The following is a 16762-nucleotide window of genomic DNA, read 5'->3' as shown; positions in this document are numbered from 1 at the left end:
ATCTCGCTCGCTGTCGTCGAGAAGAAAGGTTCGAGTCTCTGAGCCGCGTCAGCACCACGTAATCACGCCCTATGACTTCCGCCTCCTTCCATAACCAACCCCTCGGACTCGACTCCTGGGGCATCGTCGACGAGACCGATCGCCGGTTCCGCAAGGTGGCCGCCATCGCCGTGGGGCTGTTCCTGGTGCTCGCGATCGTCGTGCCGTTCCTCAAACTCGCCGGCCTGCAGCGTGGCGGCGGCGATACGCTCGAACGCCGCTACGTGAGCCTGCTGCCCGAGGCCGAGGTCGCCGATCAGGTCGAAGAGCCCAAGCCAAGCGAGGACAACTCGCCCGAGCCGGCCGAGGAGCCCAAGCCGCAGGAAGCCAAGAAGCCCGAGCCGGCCAAGCCCAAGGCCGAACCCAAGCCCGAGCCGACGCGCGAACAGCAGGTCGAAAGCGCCCGTGAAAAGGCCGCCCAGACCGGCGTGATGGCGATGGCCGATCAGCTCAAGGCCCTGCGCGACAATTCGCTGCAGGGACTCGATTCGGCGCGCCCGCTGTCTTCGGACGTGGTGACGGCCAAGGCCGGCACCGGCGCTTCGGGCGGTGCGGCCGGCGGAGGCGCGATCGCCGGCTCGGCTGCCGCGAGTTCGGGCGGCATTTCGGGCGCCGGCACGGGCGAAACCCGCCGCTCGCAGTCGGGCGCCGGCCTCGGCCAGCGCCGCACGACGACGGTCGAAAGCCCGATCGGCGCGGGCCCGGAACGCAGCAAGGCCGGCCAGAGCGGCGACAAGGCGCTCGCGGCACGCACGCTCGAAGAGATCCAGCTGACCTTCGATCGCAACAAGTCGGCGTTCTACGCGCTCTACACGCGCGCCGTGCGCGACAATCCGAACCTGCGCGGCAAGGTGATCCTGAGCCTGACGATCGCCCCGAGCGGCGCGGTCACGGCCTGCAACATCGTCTCGTCCGAACTCGGCGATCCCGAGCTCGAGAACAAGATCGTGCAGCGCGTCATGCTGCTGAACTTCGGGGCCAAGAATGTCCCCGCCTTCACTTATCCGAACTATCCGCTGACCTTCTTCCCGGCCTAGCAACCGGGAAGCGGCTCGATTCGGTCTCATCGCCCGGCGTATTGGGCCTGCGCATCGGCCCCCGTATCATGGGGGGCCGATCCCCAACTGACATTCCGTTCCGATGATCATCAAACCCCGTATCCGTGGCTTCATGTGCGTGACCGCTCACCCGGCCGGCTGCGAAGCCAATGTGAAGCAGCAGATCGAGTACGTGCAGGCCCAGGGCGCGTTCGGCGCCGGCCCCAAGAAAGTGCTCGTGATCGGTGCCTCGACCGGCTACGGCCTCGCCGCCCGCATCACCGCGGCCTTCGGCTACGGCGCGGCGACGCTCGGCGTGTTCTTCGAAAAGCCGGGTGAGGAAGGCAAGACCGGCACCGCCGGCTGGTACAATTCGGCGGCATTCCACAAGTTCGCCGAAGGCAAGGGCCTCTACGCCAAGAGCATCAACGGCGACGCGTTCTCCGACGAGATCAAGCAGAAGACCATCGAGGTCATCAGGCAGGATCTCGGGCAGGTCGACCTGGTCGTCTACAGCCTGGCCTCTCCACGCCGCAAGCATCCCAAGACCGGCGAAGTGTTCAGCTCCACGCTCAAGCCGATCGGCCAGTCGCTCACGCAGCGCGGACTCGACACCGACAAGGTGATCATCAAGGAGATCACGCTCGAGCCGGCCACGCAGGCCGAGATCGACAACACCGTCGCGGTCATGGGCGGCGAAGACTGGCAGATGTGGATCGACGCGCTCGACGCCGCGGGCGTGCTCGCCCCTGGCGCCAAGACCACGGCGTTCACTTATCTGGGCGAGAAGGTCACACGCGCGATCTACTGGAACGGCACCATCGGCGCCGCCAAGAAGGATCTCGACAAGAAGGTGCTCGACATTCGCGCCAAGCTCGGCGCCAGCGGCGGCGACGCGCGTGTCGCCGTGCTCAAGGCCGTGGTGACGCAGGCCAGCTCGGCGATTCCGGTGATGCCACTGTATCTGGCGATGCTGTTCAAGATCATGAAGGCCAACGGCACGCACGAGGGCTGTATCGAGCAACTCGTCGAGCTCTACAAGGACAATCTCTACGGCGCCACGCCGCGTCTCGATGAAGAAGGCCGCATCCGCACCGATTACAAGGAACTCGAACCGGCCGTGCAGGACGAGATCGAGAAGACCTGGAACCTCGTCGAGAACGACAACATCAACACGCTGACGGACTTCGCCTCGTATCGTCAGGAATTCCTGCGCCTGTTCGGTTTCGACATCGCGGGCGTCGACTACGAGGCCGACGTCGATCCGGTGACGCCGATCGCCAATGTGATCGAGTAGTTCGACCTGAGCCATGAAAAAGCCCGCGTCGACCGCGGGCTTTTTCATGGCTTTTATTTCACTGAAGAACCCAAGGCCGGCTCCCCATGCACGCCACCTTCGCCGTTGAGCCGGGCCACGACCACGGTCGCGCAAGAATCACCGAATACGTTCACGGCGGTTCGGCACATGTCGAGGATGCGATCGACCGCAAGCACCAGGCCGACGCCTTCTAAAGGCAGGCCGATCGAGCCCAGAATCAGCGCGATCGCGACCAGGCTCGCCGACGGAATGCCGGCCACGCCGACCGAGGTCAGCAAGGCCGCCAGTACGATGATGAACTGCGTCGGCAGATCGAGCGGCAAACCGTAGGCCTGGGCGATGAACATCGCGGCCGCGCACTCGTAGAGCGCGGTGCCGTCGGTGTTGACGTTCGCCCCGATCGGCAGCACGAAGCCGGTGATGCGTTGAGGCACACCGCCGTGTTTTTCGAGTCGATCGATGGTCACCGGCAGGCTTGCGGCCGAAGAACTCGTCGAGAACGCGGTCAGCATCGCCGGCCCCATCGTACGGAAGTGCTTGATCGGCGAAACGCGCGCCACGAAGCGCAGCACCAGCGGCAAGGTCACGGTGACGTGAATCGTCAGCGCACCGAGTACCGCGACGCAGAACCAGGCCAGGGGTTTGAACGCACTCCAACCGGTTTTGGCGATGATCGGCGCAACCAGACCGAACACGCCGAGCGGAGCCAATCGCATGATCACGTTGGCGATGCTGATCATGATCTCGTAGAGACCTTGCCAGAATTCGCGCTGCGTCTTGTGCAGCCCCGATGGCAATCGCGAAACGAAATAGCCGAACAGAAAGCCGAACAGCACGAGCCCGAGCATGTCGCCGGCCGCGGCGGCGGCGAACAGGTTCTCCGGAACGAGCCGCAGCAGCACGTCGAGCAGATCGCCGGCGCCCTTGCCTTGGACCGTCGACATCACGTCGCCGACATCGGAGTCGAGCCCGAGCAATGGCCCCGCGGGTTTGCCGCCGATGATGCCGGGCTGCAGCAGGTTGACCATCAGCAGGCCGGTCAGGATCGCGATGAATCCGGTGCCGACGTAGAAGCCCAGCGTGACGAGGCCGTAGCGGCCCAGCGCCTTGGTTTGGGTGATCGCACCGATGCCGGCGATCATCGCCGAAAGCACCAGCGGAACCACGAGCAGCTTCAGTCCGTTGAGAAAAAACTTGCCGACGAAGTCGCAGAACGTGATGAAGCCCGCGACATCGCCGAACCAGAAACCGGCCCCGGCCGCGAGGGCCAGGGCGATGACGATCTGCCAGTGGAGGGCGGGCAGTCGCATGGCGCCCTTACGGCGCGACGCCCTCGCCTTCCGTCGCAGCCTCGTCGACCTCGGTCTGCTTGATCTCGACCTTGATCTCCTTCTCGAGCGCCTTGCGCATGGAGCCGAACTCGGCGCCGGCGACCTGCTCGCGCAGGCGCGAACGCTCGCTGCTGGCGGCAGAGGCATCGGCGGCCGATGGCTCCGTGACCTTGCTGAGAACGACCACGCTCACGTCGCCATTGGCGAGCACCGCCTTGCCCGTGCTGGTCTTGCCGTCGGCCGGACGCGGCAGACGGAAAGCGGCATCGAGCGTGGCGCGATCGGGCTGCGCATCGGTGCGCTTGACCGTGCCGGTGTACGCGACGCTGGCACCGGCAGCATCGGCCGCGGCCTGCAGCGTCAGGCCGGTCTGCAGCGCCTTGATCAGCTCGTCCGCTTTCGACGCGACTTGTGTCTTGGCGGTTTCGAGTTTGATTTCATCCTTGATCGTCTCGGCCACTTCCTCGAGCTTGCGCTCGCGCGGTGCCTCGTATTCGGCCTTGCGAATCACCACGACGCGCTCCTGACCAAGCGGCAAGGGCTTGCTGTTCTCGTTGTCGGTCAGGACTTCCGTCGAGAAAGCGGCCTGCTTGACGCCATCGTCCGCGAGAATGCCGGCACCGCCTTCGCGCGTGAACCAATCGGTCGTCTGCACTTTGAGATCGAGCGCCTTGGCGACCGCATCGAGCGAAGTGGGGTTCTCGAACGCGAGTTCGCCGAGCTTCTCGGACTTTTCCTGGAAGCGCTTCTGCAGATCGCGCTGCTGATAGACATCGAGCAGTTCGGCCTGCACTTCGGCGTCCTCGAACGGACGAATCGCCGGTGCCTTGAGCTCTTCGAGCTGGATCAGATGCCAGCCGAATTCGGTTTCGACGGGGTCGCTGACCTGTCCCTGCTTGAGTCCGAACAAGGCTTCTTCGAACTTGCCGACCATCACGCCGCGGCGCACCCAGCCCAGGTCGCCACCCGCCGCCTTGGAACCAGTATCGTCGGAGTTCTCCTTCGCGAGCGTGGCGAAATCGGCGCCCCCCTTGATCTGTTCGGCGAACTTCTCGATCTTCTTCTTGGCTTCGGATTTGTCGGCCCCGAAGTTCACGAGAATGTGACGCGCCTTACGCTCCTCAGGGCTCGCGAAGCGGCTGTCCTTCTCGGCGTCGTAGAGCGTCTTGAGCACGTCGGCGCCAGGGTTCTCGGCCTTCGGCAACTGCGAAACATCGAGGTCGACATACGACAGTTTGAGACGCTCGGGTGCCGTGTAACGCGACTTGTTCGCTTGGTAATGCTCCGAAACCTGCGCATCGGTCACTTGCGCGGCAGCCTTGAGCTTTTCGACCGAGAACAAGGCCACGCTGACGTCACGCTGCTGCGCCTCGAGGCGATAGGCCAGCGCGGCTTCTTGGCTGCTCACGAAAGCAGAATCGACGATGGTTTCACGCAGCTGATCGATCACCAGCGAGCTTCTGAGCTGCGATTCGAAGGTCTGCGGATTCATGCCGCGTCGAGCGAGCAGATCGCGATAAAGCTGGGCTGAGAATTTTCCGTTCTCCTGGAACGCCGGCACGCTGCTCAGGTAATCGAACACCGCTGCATCGGTCGCACGATAGCCTTCGGCCTGCGTGTACTGGCGCATGAGCGATTCCTGCACCATGTCGTTGATGACGTTCTGGCGGAAGCGTGCCTGGTCGATCATCTCGGGACGGAAGTTCTCGCCCATCAGCGAAACGAGCTGCTGATAGCGTTGCTCGTAGCCCTGACGGAATTCGGCTTGGGTGATCTCCTTGTCGCCGACTTTCGCCACCGCCGGATCGGACCCGCCCCCCCGAAACGATTCAACTCCCCAGAACGCGAACGGAATACAGATCAGACCGATCACAAACCAGACGATGGGACCGGACAGGCGATCGCGAATGGACTGCAGCATGGAGGTCTTCCGATGATGAGTTTGCTGGCGGAGTTATAAGAAGTATTGCCGCCAATTTTTCTGCGGCACAAACAAATAAGGCACCCTCTTGAGGTGCCCCATCTGTTGCAACAAGTGGCGGAGCGGACGGGACTCGAACCCGCGACCCTCGGCGTGACAGGCCGATATTCTAACCAACTGAACTACCGCTCCACTATTTTTTGGTGGGTGCTGACGGGCTCGAACCGCCGACATTCGCCTTGTAAGGGCGACGCTCTACCAGCTGAGCTAAGCACCCGTCAGGTGATGCCGGAGAAGATTTTCGCGCTAACCGAATCGCCCCACCGAGTCCGCTACTTTATAGCATCTTTCAGAGCTTTGCCAGCTTTAAATGAAGGCGTTTTGCTGGCTTTGATCTTGAGCGCTGCACCGGTCTTGGGATTCCGACCAACGCGAGCCGCTCGCTCACGAACCTGAAAGGTACCAAACCCGACAAGCGCCACTTTATCCTTCTTCTTGAGCGCTTTGCCGATGACGAGAATCATAGCATCAAGCGCACGCGTTGCGTCTGCTTTCGACAAATCGGCCTTGTCGGCGACGGCCTGAATAAGTTCTGCCTTGTTCATCTGAAAATCCCTGGGAAATGATGCCGCTGCTGGCCAACACGAACGGTGGTGTCGACTCTGGCGATGTAAGAACCACGCCACGCGCAATATCGCCCGACATCAAGCCAGCCTGGATGCCCTAGCAGCGATGTAATGTGAGTTGTGCGCGAGGAAGGACGGTCGTTTTTATAGCAAGCGCCTGAGTTGAGCGTCAATAAAGAAAACCGCGTTGCGGGCTAGGAAAACACCTGCCCGGAACGCGGTCTTTTACGCACTGAACTTTCGCTGGCCTAAAGCCCCGATACCGTCAGTGCGGCCTGACGAGATCGTTCTGCGAAGCAGGAACAGGCGACGGCGTCTCGGCCGACTTGGGCTCCGGCATGCTTTCGAGCGCAATCTTGAGTACGTCTTCGATCCAACGGACCGGTTCTATCTTGAGCTCTTTCTTGATGTTCGGAGGAATGTCCGCGAGATCCTTCACGTTCTCGTGCGGGATCACCACGGTGCGAATACCGCCGCGCTGAGCCGCGAGCAGCTTTTCTTTGAGACCACCGATCGGCAGTACTTCGCCACGCAAGGTGATTTCGCCCGTCATCGCGACATCGGCTCGAACCGGAATGCCGGTCAGCGCCGAAACCATTGCCGTGCACATCGCGACGCCAGCGCTCGGGCCATCCTTGGGCGTCGCACCTTCGGGCACATGCACATGAATGTCGTTCGATTGATGGAAGCTGGGGTCGATGCCAAGCCCGCGGGCGCGTGAACGCACGACAGTCAACGCCGCCTGGATGGACTCCTGCATGACGTTGCCGAGCGAACCCGTCTGCGTGAGCTTGCCCTTGCCCGGCGAAAGCGCAGCTTCGATCGACAACAGTTCGCCGCCAACCTCGGTCCAGGCAAGGCCGGTGACCTGGCCGATCTGGTTCTTCTCTTCAGCGCGGCCATAGCGGAATTTCTGTACACCAAGATACTTGTCGAGGTTCTTGTCGGTGACCTTGAGCGCCTTGTCGGTCGGTTTGAGCAGCACTTCCTTCACGACTTTGCGCGCGACCTTGCTGATCTCACGCTCGAGATTGCGCACGCCGGCTTCGCGCGTGTAATGACGAATCAAAGCGCGAATCGCCGCATCGCTGATTTCGAGTTCGCCTTCGGCCTTGAGCCCATTGTTCTTGAGCTGCTTCGGAATCAGATACTGCTTGGCGATATTGAGCTTTTCGTCTTCGGTGTAACCCGACAGGCGAATGACTTCCATGCGATCGAGCAACGGACCCGGAATGTTCAGCGTATTCGCGGTGGCCACGAACATCACGTCCGACAGATCGAGGTCGACGTCGAGATAATGATCGTTGAACGTGGAATTCTGCTCCGGATCGAGCACTTCGAGCAGCGCGGCCGACGGATCGCCGCGAAAATCCATGCTCATCTTGTCGATTTCATCGAGTAGGAACAGCGGGTTCTTCACCCCCACTTTCGTCAGGTTCTGCACGATCTTGCCGGGCATCGCGCCGATGTAGGTACGTCGGTGGCCGCGGATCTCGGCCTCGTCACGCACGCCGCCGAGCGACATGCGCACGAACTTGCGATTCACGGCTTCGGCAATCGAGCGCCCGAGGCTGGTCTTGCCGACGCCAGGCGGACCGACCAGGCACAGGATCGGGCCGCGCAGCTTTTTCACGCGGCTCTGCACGGCGAGATATTCGAGGATGCGCTCTTTGACTTTCTCGAGCCCGTGGTGGTCTTCGTCGAGCTTGTCCTGTGCGACCTTCAGATCGATGCGCGTCTTGGTCGCCTTCTTCCACGGTACCGTGGTCAGGTGATCGAGATAGTTGCGGACGACGGTGGCTTCGGCCGACATCGGCGGCATCATCTTGAGCTTGTTCAATTCCGCCTTGGCCTTGGCCTTGGCTTCCTTGGGCATGCCGCTCTTTTCGATCTTGCGCGCGTATTCCTCTTGCTCGTTTGGCGCGTCCTCGCCTTCACCGAGCTCTTTCTGAATCGCCTTCATCTGCTCGTTGAGGTAGTACTCGCGCTGATTCTTCTCCATCTGCGATTTCACCCGGCCGCGGATCTTCTTTTCGATCTGCAGCACGTCGATTTCGCTTTCGAGTTGCGAGAACACATGTTCGAGTCGCGCATGCGGATCGTCGATCTCGAGAACCTGCTGCTTGTCTTCGAGCTTGAGATTCAGATGCGCAGCGATGGTGTCTGCCAGGCGGCCCGGTGCATCCATGCTCGCGAGCGATGGCAGCAATTCGGCCGGCACTTTCTTGTTGAGCTTGATGTACTGCTCGAACTGCGCCAGCGTCGAACGTACGAGTGCATCGACTTCGCGGCCCGCAGCGGGCACCTCGTCGACCGGCAGCGGCTTGCAATCGGCAACCGCGTAGTTGCCGTCCATGTCGAGATTCAGGATCTGCGCGCGTTGCACACCCTCGACGAGGACCTTCACGGTGCCGTCGGGCAGCTTGAGCATCTGCAGAATGCTCGCGAGCGTACCGACGCGATAGATGTCGTTGGCGCTCGGATCATCCGTATCCGCGGTGCGCTGGGCGACAAGCAGAATGCGTTTGTCGTTCTGCATGGCGGCGGAGAGCGCGCGAATGGATTTCTCTCGGCCGACGAACAGCGGTATCGCCATGTGGGGATAGACCACCACATCACGCAGAGGAAGAACAGGCGCTTGACGGTCTTGGGTCGCTTCCACTTAGCACTCTCGTTGGCGGCGTTGATGCCTGATTATTGCAGATGAGGGTCGGTACGGTGGTTTCAAGTTATTCCGATGCACCCACCGATTCATCGGCACCAACGAAAACGCCCCGCATCGAGCGGGGCGTTCAATTCGAGCAACGGCAGGGCAGGCTCAGGCGCTGTTCTTGACTTCGCGCTTCTCGGCGTTCTCGTAGACGATGAACGGCTTGGCTTCACCCTTCACCACCGCTTCGTCAACGACCACCTTGGAGACGTTCTGCATCGACGGCAAGTCGTACATGACGTCGAGCAGGATGTTTTCGAGAATGGTGCGCAGACCACGGGCGCCGGTACGACGCTCCTTGGCCTTGCGGGCGACAGCACGCAGCGCGTCTTCACGAAGTTCGAGCTGGCAGCCCTCCATCTGGAACAGCTTGGCGTACTGCTTGACCAGCGCGTTCTTTGGCTCCTTGAGAATCGACATCAGCGCGGCCTCGTCGAGTTCTTCGAGAATGGCGGCGACCGGCAGGCGGCCGACGAATTCCGGAATCAGGCCGAAGCGGATGAGGTCATCCGGCTCCATCGACGAGAACATCTTGTTGAGCTGAGCCGTGTCCTTCTGCGATTTGACGTCGGCCGAGAAGCCGATGCCGGTGCGCTCGGTACGCTGCTGGATCACGCGCTCCAGACCCGCAAACGCACCCCCGCAAATGAACAGGATGCCGGCCGTGTTGACCTGCAGGAACTCCTGCTGTGGATGCTTGCGACCGCCCTGCGGCGGAACCTGCGCGATGGTGCCTTCGATCAGCTTGAGCAGGGCCTGCTGCACACCCTCACCCGAGACGTCGCGCGTGATCGACGGGTTCTCGCTCTTGCGGGCGATCTTGTCGATTTCATCAATATAGACGATGCCGCGCTGTGCCTTTTCGATGTCGTAATCGCACTTCTGCAGCAGACGCTGGATGATGTTTTCGACGTCCTCGCCCACGTAACCAGCCTCGGTCAGCGTGGTGGCGTCGGCGATCGCGAACGGCACGTCGAGCAGGCGGGCCAGCGTTTCGGCCAGCAGCGTCTTGCCCGAACCGGTCGGCCCGATCAGCAGAATGTTCGATTTGGCGAGCTCGACGCCGTCCTGCGAACCCTTGGTCGACAGCCGCTTGTAATGGTTGTAGACCGCGACGGACAGCACTTTCTTGGCCTGTTCCTGGCCGATCACGTACTCATCGAGAACCGCACGGATCTCCTGCGGCTTCGGCAAACCCTTGGTTTGCGGCTTGGCGTGGACTTCTTCGCGAATGATGTCATTGCAAAGGTCGACGCACTCGTCGCAGATGTAGACGGACGGACCCGCAATCAACTTCCGGACTTCGTGCTCGCTCTTGCCACAGAAAGAGCAGTACAGAACCCGACCGTTGTGGGAGCCTCCGCGCAAATCTCCACTCATCTATCTTTCCTCATTCCAGCCTGGGCAACGGGCCCAGGACCGGGTCGACCTACATATAACACGCACTTGCGCGAGCGCAAAATGATCAAAAAACGCCTATGTAGCTGAGGGTAACCGGGTTTCCAGAATGCGGTCGATCATTCCGTAGTCCCTGGCCGCCTCGGCACTCATGAAGTAATCGCGCTCTACATCCTTGGCGATACGCTCTATAGGCTGTCCGGTATGGTCAGCCATCAGCTTGTTCAGGCGCTCACGCAAGTACAGGATTTCCTTGGCCTGTATTTCGACATCTGCAGCCGTTCCTTGAGCGCCGCCCGATGGCTGGTGAATCATGATCCGCGAGTGCGGCAGAGAATAACGCTTACCCTTGGTTCCGGCGGAGAGCAGGAAGGCGCCCATACTGGCCGCCTGGCCGATGCACATCGTCGCCACATCCGGCTTGATGAACTTCATGGTGTCGTAGATCGACAGACCTGCGGTAATGATGCCACCCGGAGAATTGATATACAGATGAATGTCCTTGTCGGGATTCTCCGATTCCAGGAACAGCATCTGCGCGACCACGATGTTCGCCATGTAATCGTCGATCGGGCCGACGATGAAAATGATCCGCTCCTTGAGCAGCCGGGAGTAGATGTCGTAGGCGCGCTCGCCACGGGCGGTCTGTTCGACCACCATCGGGACGAGTCCGGTAGCACGGGCGCGAATGTCGGTCATTGATCCTCGACTGAATGTAGGAGCGTTTATTGGGAACGGGTCTTGATGGAAATCAGGCCTGCGCCTGGGGATTCAAGAGCTGTTCCAGGCTCATCGGTTGCTCGATCGGCGTAGTGCTGGCGAGTAGTGCCTCGACCACCTGGTCTTCGAGCGAAACCGCGCGCAGGCTCTGCATCATCTGGCCATTGCTACGGTAATACTGCTTGACCTCTTCGGGCTGCTCGTAATCGGCGGCGAGTTCGTCGAGCGCCTTGTCGACGCGGGCGGCGTCGAGCTGGATGTTCTGCGCCTTGATCACTTCGCCGATCAGCAGGCCCAGGGCCACGCGACGGCGCGCGGTCTGCTCGAAGAGCGAGTTCGGCAGCAGTTCGTCACGCTTTTCGGGCGGCACGTTGCGCAGGTTCATGCGGCTGGCGGCATCTTCGCGCAGGCGCGGAATTTCCTGCTCGATCAGTGCGGTCGGCACTTCGATCGGGTTCTGCGCAAGCAGTTGCTCGAGCGCCTGCGACTTCAGGCGGTTGCGAATCGCCTTGTCACGCTCGCCTTCGAGCGCCGATCTGGCCTTGTCGCGCAGGGTCGCAGCGGAATCGACATTGTGAGCGGTCAGGAAATCGGCGTCGTCGAGGGCTGGCAGCTTGGCTTCCTTGACCTCGTGCACGGTCACCGTGAACACCGCCGTCTTGCCCTTGAGATTCTCGGCGCGATAGTCCTCGGGGAAGCTCACCGAGACGTCGAAGGTTTCGCCGGCCGAGTGGCCGACGATGCCGTTCTCGAGGTCCGGCAGAAACTGGCCGGCACCGACTTCGAATTCCACTTTTTCGCCCTTGCCGCCGTCGAACGGCACGCCATCGAGCTTGCCTTCGAAATCGATGCTCACCGAGTCACCCGAAGCCACGGCGCGCGACACGGCTTCGAAGCTACGACGGCCCTTGCGCAGGTTCTCGATGAGTTTATCGATGTCCGAATCCTGGATCAGCACGGACGGCTTTTCGATCTTGAACGAGTCCAGGCCCTGCAGCGCAATTTCCGGATACACCTCGAAACTGGCGGTGTATTCGAGCGGCTGGCCCGGCGCTTCGGCGGTGATGTCGATCTTCGGCATGCCGGCCGGGTTCACGCCGGCCTTGCCGAGGGCTTCCGGGTAGCTCTTCTGCACGAGATCGCTGACCGCGTCGAGACGGGCAGAGGCGCCATACTGCTGTTCGATCACCTTCTGCGGAGCCTTGCCCGGACGGAAACCCGGCACCTTGGCACGGCTGGAGAGCTGCCTGAGGCGCTGTTCGACCGCCTTGGTGACGTTCTCGGCGGGAATGCGGACCTTCAGCTGGCGGAGCAGGCCGCCCGGGGTTTCGAGTTGGACTTCCATTGAAGATGACTCTTATTGGTGTGTAGTGGTTTGTATGGGAGCGCCGCCAAGCGGCACTCTTGATCGGTCGGTCTCACCCGAAGGTGATGGTGCGAAAGGCGAGACTCGAACTCGCACGCCTTGCGGCACGGGAACCTAAATCCCGGGCGTCTACCAATTCCGCCACTCTCGCCTACGCGACCGAGCCCGGAAGTATATCAGTGCGTACGCAGACTGCCCGTTCGGCGGACCCGCGTCGGCATGCAACCGTTCGTCACCCGATTGCCGAATCCCATTGACGCGTTATTGATAATGATTATCATTAAACGCACCCACTACGCAGGAGTCACCGATGGAAGCCACCCTCAGCATGCCGCGTCGCAGCCCGGTCATCCGCACCTCCGTGCAGCCCCGCCTCAAGAGCCAGGATCTGTTCCGTGGCACGCACGAGTTGATCATCGAACATCAGGGTCAGGAGTACCGCCTGCGCCTGACTCGAAACGACAAACTCATCCTGAACAAATAGGAAAGTAGTTCCTCGCATCGGCCCGAGTGCAGCGCTCGGGATGACACAATAGGCGGCCATGTCCGCACCTTCCCGCCTCCGATCGCGCCTGGCGCTGATGTTCCTGCTGGCAGTCGCCGTCGTCGCGGCAGCCATGCTGGGGCTCTGCCTGGGCAGCAGTTCCATCGCCTTGTCCCGGGTCATTGGCAGTCTGATCCCCGCGATCGGGGCGGGTCTCGACCCGCCGCCCGGGGCGTTCGAGATCGGCACCGTCCTGCAATTGCGGCTTCCGCGCGTCGTCCTCGCCCTGCTGGTCGGTGCGAGCCTGGCGCAATCGGGCGCGGCGATGCAGGGTCTGTTTCGCAATCCGCTGGCCGATCCCGGCCTGATCGGCGTCGCCAGCGGGGCCGCTTTCGGAGCCGCGCTTGCGATCCTGCTCGGGCGGCAGGCGCCCGAATCCATGCGGATCGTGTCGATTCCGCTCGCCGCTTTCGCTGGCGGACTGCTGAGCGCCGCGCTCGCCTCCGGCCTGGCCCGATCCGACGGCCACACGCGCGTCACCACCCTGCTGCTGGCCGGCTTGGCGGCGAACGCGCTGTTCGCGGCGGGAATCGGTTTTATCGTGTCGATCGCCGATCCGAGCGCCCTGCGCAACATCAGCTTCTGGATGTTCGGCTCGCTGGCCAAGTCCGGCTGGCGCGAGATAGCACTGATCGCCCCGATTCTGATCGCCCTGCTGCTCTGGCTCCCGCGCCAGGCACATGCACTCAATGCGCTGCAGCTCGGCGAAGCCGAAGCGCGCCACCTGGGCATCGACGTCGAACGCCTCAAGCGTCGGGTGCTTGCCGGCGTCGTGCTCGCCGTCGCCTGCTGCGTCGCCCTGAGCGGGTTGATCGGCTTCGTCGGACTGCTCGCCCCGCATTGGATCCGCCTGTGGGCGGGGCCGGACCATCGGACGGTGCTGCCGGCCAGCGCACTCTGCGGGGCGGCGCTGCTCGCGACTGCGGACGTCATCGCCCGCACGAGCTTCGCCCCGCAGGAACTGCCGGTCGGCATCCTGACGGCCGTGCTCGGCGCTCCGTTCTTCCTGATTCTGCTGATGCGGCACCGTAACCGCGTCGAGTCCTGGTAAATGCTCCGGGCAATCGACATCAGTCTGGGGCAACACCGACAGCGCCGGCTCGCCCGGCTGTCAATGGAGTTGCGTCCGGGCGAAGTCCATGCGGTGCTCGGCGCCAATGGAGCGGGCAAGTCGACTCTGCTGCAACTGCTTTGTGGCGACCTGCGCCCCAGCACTGGCTGCGTCAGCCTCGACGATCGCCCGCTGTCGGACTGGCCCATCGCCAAGTTGGCGGCACGCCGGGCGGTGTTGCCTCAGCAGGAAAACCTGCGCTTCGGTTTCACCACGCGCGAGGTCGTGCAGCTTGGCCGGCTCGCGAGCGCATCGACCGGGCTGGACGAAGAAAACCGCATCATCGACCAAACCTTGCGCGCCGCTGGCGTGAGCCACCTCGCCGAGCGGCGCTATCCGACACTGTCGGGCGGCGAGCGAGCGCGGGTGCAGTTCGCCCGCGTGCTCGCGCAAATCTGGAACGATCGGCCCGGCCCGCCAGCCTATTTGTTGCTGGACGAACCCACCGCCAGCCTCGACCTCGCGCATCAGTACGACTGTCTGTCGCAGGCGCGCGCCTTCGCCGACCGCGGCGGCGGAGTGCTCGCCGTGCTGCACGACCCGAATCAGGCCATGGCCTTCGCCGATCGGGTGAGTCTGCTGCGCTCGGGGGAGCTGATCGCGAGCGGCCCGCCTGCCGATGTGCTGACCGCCGAACGACTCAGCGAGCTGTACGGCATTCGTGTCGAAGTCGCGCAGACACGCAAAGGCGCGCGTCCTTACATTGTGGTGAGTCGGTCGTGGTGAGTTGCTCCTAGCCGCACCAGGCGCGATCGATCAGCCCACGTAGCGGCAGATCGGCCGCCAGCGTTCCGAACGCCTGGCCGCGACCGCCATCGATCCGACTCGCGACGAAGGCATCCGACACCGTCGCGTCGCCAGCCCGAATCAAAATGGCCGCCTGGAACATCAGCGCCATGCGCTCGACGAGCGCTCGCGACTGAGATTCGACCAGCTGGGCGTCGCCGAGCAGCGCCGCGAGCGCGGACAACTCGCGGTCGTACGCGCGGTTCGCTCCACGGGCCGAACCGAGTTCCGCGAACACCGCCTCGCGCGAAACCGGCTCGCGCGAAAACGCGCGCAGCACGTCGAGACACTGCACGTTGCCGCTACCTTCCCAGATCGAATTGAGTGGCGCCTGCCGATAAAGCCGAGGGAGGATCGATTCCTCCACGTAGCCCGCACCGCCGAGACATTCCTGCGCCTCGTTGACGAGCGCCGGAGCGCGCTTGCAGTTCCAGTATTTGCCGACCGCGGTGAGGATGCGCGCGAGCGCGGTGTCCTGCTCGTCGACCGCGCGGGCGGTGCGCATCGCGAGCGAGGCCGCGGCCTCGACCTCGAGCGCCATGTCGGCCAGCACGTTCTGCATCAGCGGCTGATCGACGAGCAGTCGCCCGAACGCCGTGCGATGCCGCGCGTGGTGAATGGCCTGCACGAGCGCCTGGCGCATGAGCCCGGCCGAGCCGGTCATGCAGTCGAGCCGGGTCAGCGCGACCATCTCGAGAATCGTCGCCACACCGCGGCCCTCGGCCCCGACGAGCCAAGCCTGGGCGCCGTGGAATTCCACTTCGCTCGACGCATTGCTCCAATCACCGAGCTTGTCCTTGAGCCGCTGAATGCGGATCGCGTTGCGCGTGCCGTCTGCGAGCAGCTTGGGCATCAGAAAGCAGCTCAGCCCCCCCTCGGCCTGCGCTAGCACGAGCCAGGCGTCGCACATCGGCGCCGAGAAGAACCATTTGTGGCCGACGATCTCGTAGTGATCGCCACGCGAGACCGCACGCGTCGTGTTGGCGCGCACGTCGGAACCGCCCTGCTTTTCGGTCATGCCCATGCCGATGGTGCAGCCGCCCTTCCGATCGGCCGGCAGCACGCGCGCGTCGTACTGTGGCGAAGTGATGCGCGGCAGCCATTGCGCGGCGAGCACCGGCGTGTGCTGCAAGGCGGGCACGGCCGCATAGGTCATCGTCAGCGGACAGCTGGTGCCCGCCTCGGCCTGATAGTGCAGATAGGCCAGCGCCGATCGCACCACCTGCGCTCCGGGACGCCGATTGCGCCAAGCGTAGCTATGCACACCATGTTGCATCGCGAGCGACATCGTCCGGTGATAGGACGGATGAAATTCGACTTCGTCGATGCGGTGGCCGTAGCGATCGAAAGTCCGGAGTCTGGGCTTGTTTTCGTTGGCTGCGAAACCGAGCTCGAGCAGCTCACCGCCCGCGATCCCGCCGTAAATCTGCAAGTCCGTCGCGCCCCAGTCGCCCGCCTCGCGCAGCACCGCGGACTTCAGCGCGGTGTCGAGCTCGAAGGCGTTGTAGTCCTGCAGAGGCGGAGGCTGGTTGGTGACGGTGTGCGTGATGAAGCGATGGGCGTCGTGCATGACGGCCTCCTGAAAGTGGGTCTGGTGATTAAAGCACGAGGCCCCTTTCGACGAGACAAACCAGCCGATGTAAGCCTCGCTTCGGGCAGGCTTTATCCACTTGCACCGCACCATCATCGATTTGAAAAAAATGCTTGTTTGCCAATTTTGTTCCGCCTATACTGCGCGCCCGCTGCAACGGGCAACACGTTGAAACGGGGCTATAGCTCAGCTGGGAGAGCGCCTGCATGGCATGCAGGAGGTCGTCGGTTCGATCCCGACTAGCTCCACCAAATTTTCGTTCCT

The 16762-nt window shown here is 62.7% G+C and carries 13 protein-coding genes and 4 tRNA genes; 6 read left to right on the top strand and 11 right to left on the bottom strand.

Annotated elements, in window-relative coordinates; all coding sequences use genetic code 11:
* The first annotated feature begins 71 nt into the window (after positions 1–71).
* Both WQQ_RS19295 and fabV read left to right on the top strand, forming a co-directional pair.
* The gene (locus tag WQQ_RS19295; protein WP_007186936.1) at positions 72–1076 is read left to right on the top strand and encodes an AgmX/PglI C-terminal domain-containing protein; all 1005 of its coding nucleotides are present in this window, start codon (positions 72–74) and stop codon (positions 1074–1076) included.
* Positions 1077–1179: 103 nt separating this feature from the next.
* Positions 1180–2373 (top strand): enoyl-ACP reductase FabV, encoded by a 1194-nt coding sequence (gene fabV / locus WQQ_RS19290; RefSeq protein ID WP_007186935.1) that lies wholly within the window; start codon positions 1180–1182, stop codon positions 2371–2373.
* Between the two features lie 53 nt (positions 2374–2426).
* Here the strand turns inward: fabV and WQQ_RS19285 are convergent, their stop codons facing one another.
* The 10 genes from WQQ_RS19285 to WQQ_RS19240 all read right to left on the bottom strand — a co-directional run bounded on the left by WQQ_RS19285 (position 2427) and on the right by WQQ_RS19240 (position 12617).
* Positions 2427–3704: a dicarboxylate/amino acid:cation symporter gene (locus WQQ_RS19285; protein WP_007186934.1), complete on the bottom strand. Its 1278-nt coding sequence runs from the start codon at positions 3702–3704 to the stop codon at positions 2427–2429.
* Between the two features lie 7 nt (positions 3705–3711).
* Positions 3712–5646, bottom strand: a complete 1935-nt coding sequence (locus WQQ_RS19280; protein WP_007186933.1) for a SurA N-terminal domain-containing protein — start codon at positions 5644–5646, stop codon at positions 3712–3714.
* A gap of 115 nt (positions 5647–5761) precedes the next feature.
* Positions 5762–5838, bottom strand: a tRNA-Asp gene (locus WQQ_RS19275).
* Positions 5839–5847: 9 nt separating this feature from the next.
* Positions 5848–5923: transfer RNA gene (locus WQQ_RS19270), tRNA-Val, on the bottom strand.
* 55 nt (positions 5924–5978) lie between these two features.
* A complete protein-coding gene (locus WQQ_RS19265; RefSeq protein WP_007186932.1) occupies positions 5979–6251 on the bottom strand; it encodes an HU family DNA-binding protein in 273 nt (90 codons plus the stop codon).
* 286 nt (positions 6252–6537) lie between these two features.
* Complete coding sequence (gene lon, locus WQQ_RS19260; RefSeq protein WP_157534779.1) at positions 6538–8868, bottom strand: endopeptidase La; 2331 nt, start codon at positions 8866–8868, stop codon at positions 6538–6540.
* Positions 8869–9090: 222 nt separating this feature from the next.
* Positions 9091–10362: an ATP-dependent Clp protease ATP-binding subunit ClpX gene (gene clpX / locus WQQ_RS19255; RefSeq protein ID WP_040454900.1), complete on the bottom strand. Its 1272-nt coding sequence runs from the start codon at positions 10360–10362 to the stop codon at positions 9091–9093.
* A gap of 96 nt (positions 10363–10458) precedes the next feature.
* Complete coding sequence (gene clpP / locus WQQ_RS19250) at positions 10459–11079, bottom strand: ATP-dependent Clp endopeptidase proteolytic subunit ClpP (RefSeq protein ID WP_040454899.1); 621 nt, start codon at positions 11077–11079, stop codon at positions 10459–10461.
* A gap of 52 nt (positions 11080–11131) precedes the next feature.
* Positions 11132–12445 carry a trigger factor gene (gene tig / locus WQQ_RS19245; RefSeq protein ID WP_007186927.1) on the bottom strand — a complete coding sequence of 438 codons (1314 nt, stop codon included), beginning with the start codon at positions 12443–12445 and terminating at the stop codon, positions 11132–11134.
* 87 nt (positions 12446–12532) lie between these two features.
* A tRNA-Leu gene (locus WQQ_RS19240) sits at positions 12533–12617 on the bottom strand.
* A gap of 159 nt (positions 12618–12776) precedes the next feature.
* Between WQQ_RS19240 and hemP the strand changes: the two genes are divergently transcribed.
* From hemP to WQQ_RS19225, 3 genes are read left to right on the top strand one after another with little or no spacing between them, the layout of a single operon-like run.
* Positions 12777–12950, top strand: coding sequence for a hemin uptake protein HemP (gene hemP / locus WQQ_RS23910; protein WP_237715089.1), 174 nt, complete (start codon positions 12777–12779; stop codon positions 12948–12950).
* Between the two features lie 58 nt (positions 12951–13008).
* Positions 13009–14061 carry a FecCD family ABC transporter permease gene (locus WQQ_RS19230; RefSeq protein ID WP_007186926.1) on the top strand — a complete coding sequence of 351 codons (1053 nt, stop codon included), beginning with the start codon at positions 13009–13011 and terminating at the stop codon, positions 14059–14061.
* Positions 14062–14847: a heme ABC transporter ATP-binding protein gene (locus WQQ_RS19225; protein ID WP_040454897.1), complete on the top strand. Its 786-nt coding sequence runs from the start codon at positions 14062–14064 to the stop codon at positions 14845–14847.
* Between the two features lie 7 nt (positions 14848–14854).
* On the opposite strand, the gene WQQ_RS19220 is transcribed toward WQQ_RS19225, so the two are convergent.
* A complete protein-coding gene (locus WQQ_RS19220) occupies positions 14855–16477 on the bottom strand; it encodes an isovaleryl-CoA dehydrogenase (RefSeq protein WP_007186924.1) in 1623 nt (540 codons plus the stop codon).
* Between the two features lie 196 nt (positions 16478–16673).
* On the opposite strand from WQQ_RS19220, the gene WQQ_RS19215 reads away from it, so the two are divergent.
* Positions 16674–16749, top strand: a tRNA-Ala gene (locus tag WQQ_RS19215).
* The last annotated feature ends 13 nt before the right edge of the window (positions 16750–16762 follow it).

This window comes from Hydrocarboniphaga effusa AP103 (assembly GCF_000271305.1).
GTDB classification, from domain to species: domain Bacteria; phylum Pseudomonadota; class Gammaproteobacteria; order Nevskiales; family Nevskiaceae; genus Hydrocarboniphaga; species Hydrocarboniphaga effusa.
Note: the sequence above shows the minus strand (reverse complement) of the source record. Positions and strands in the feature narration are given on the sequence as shown.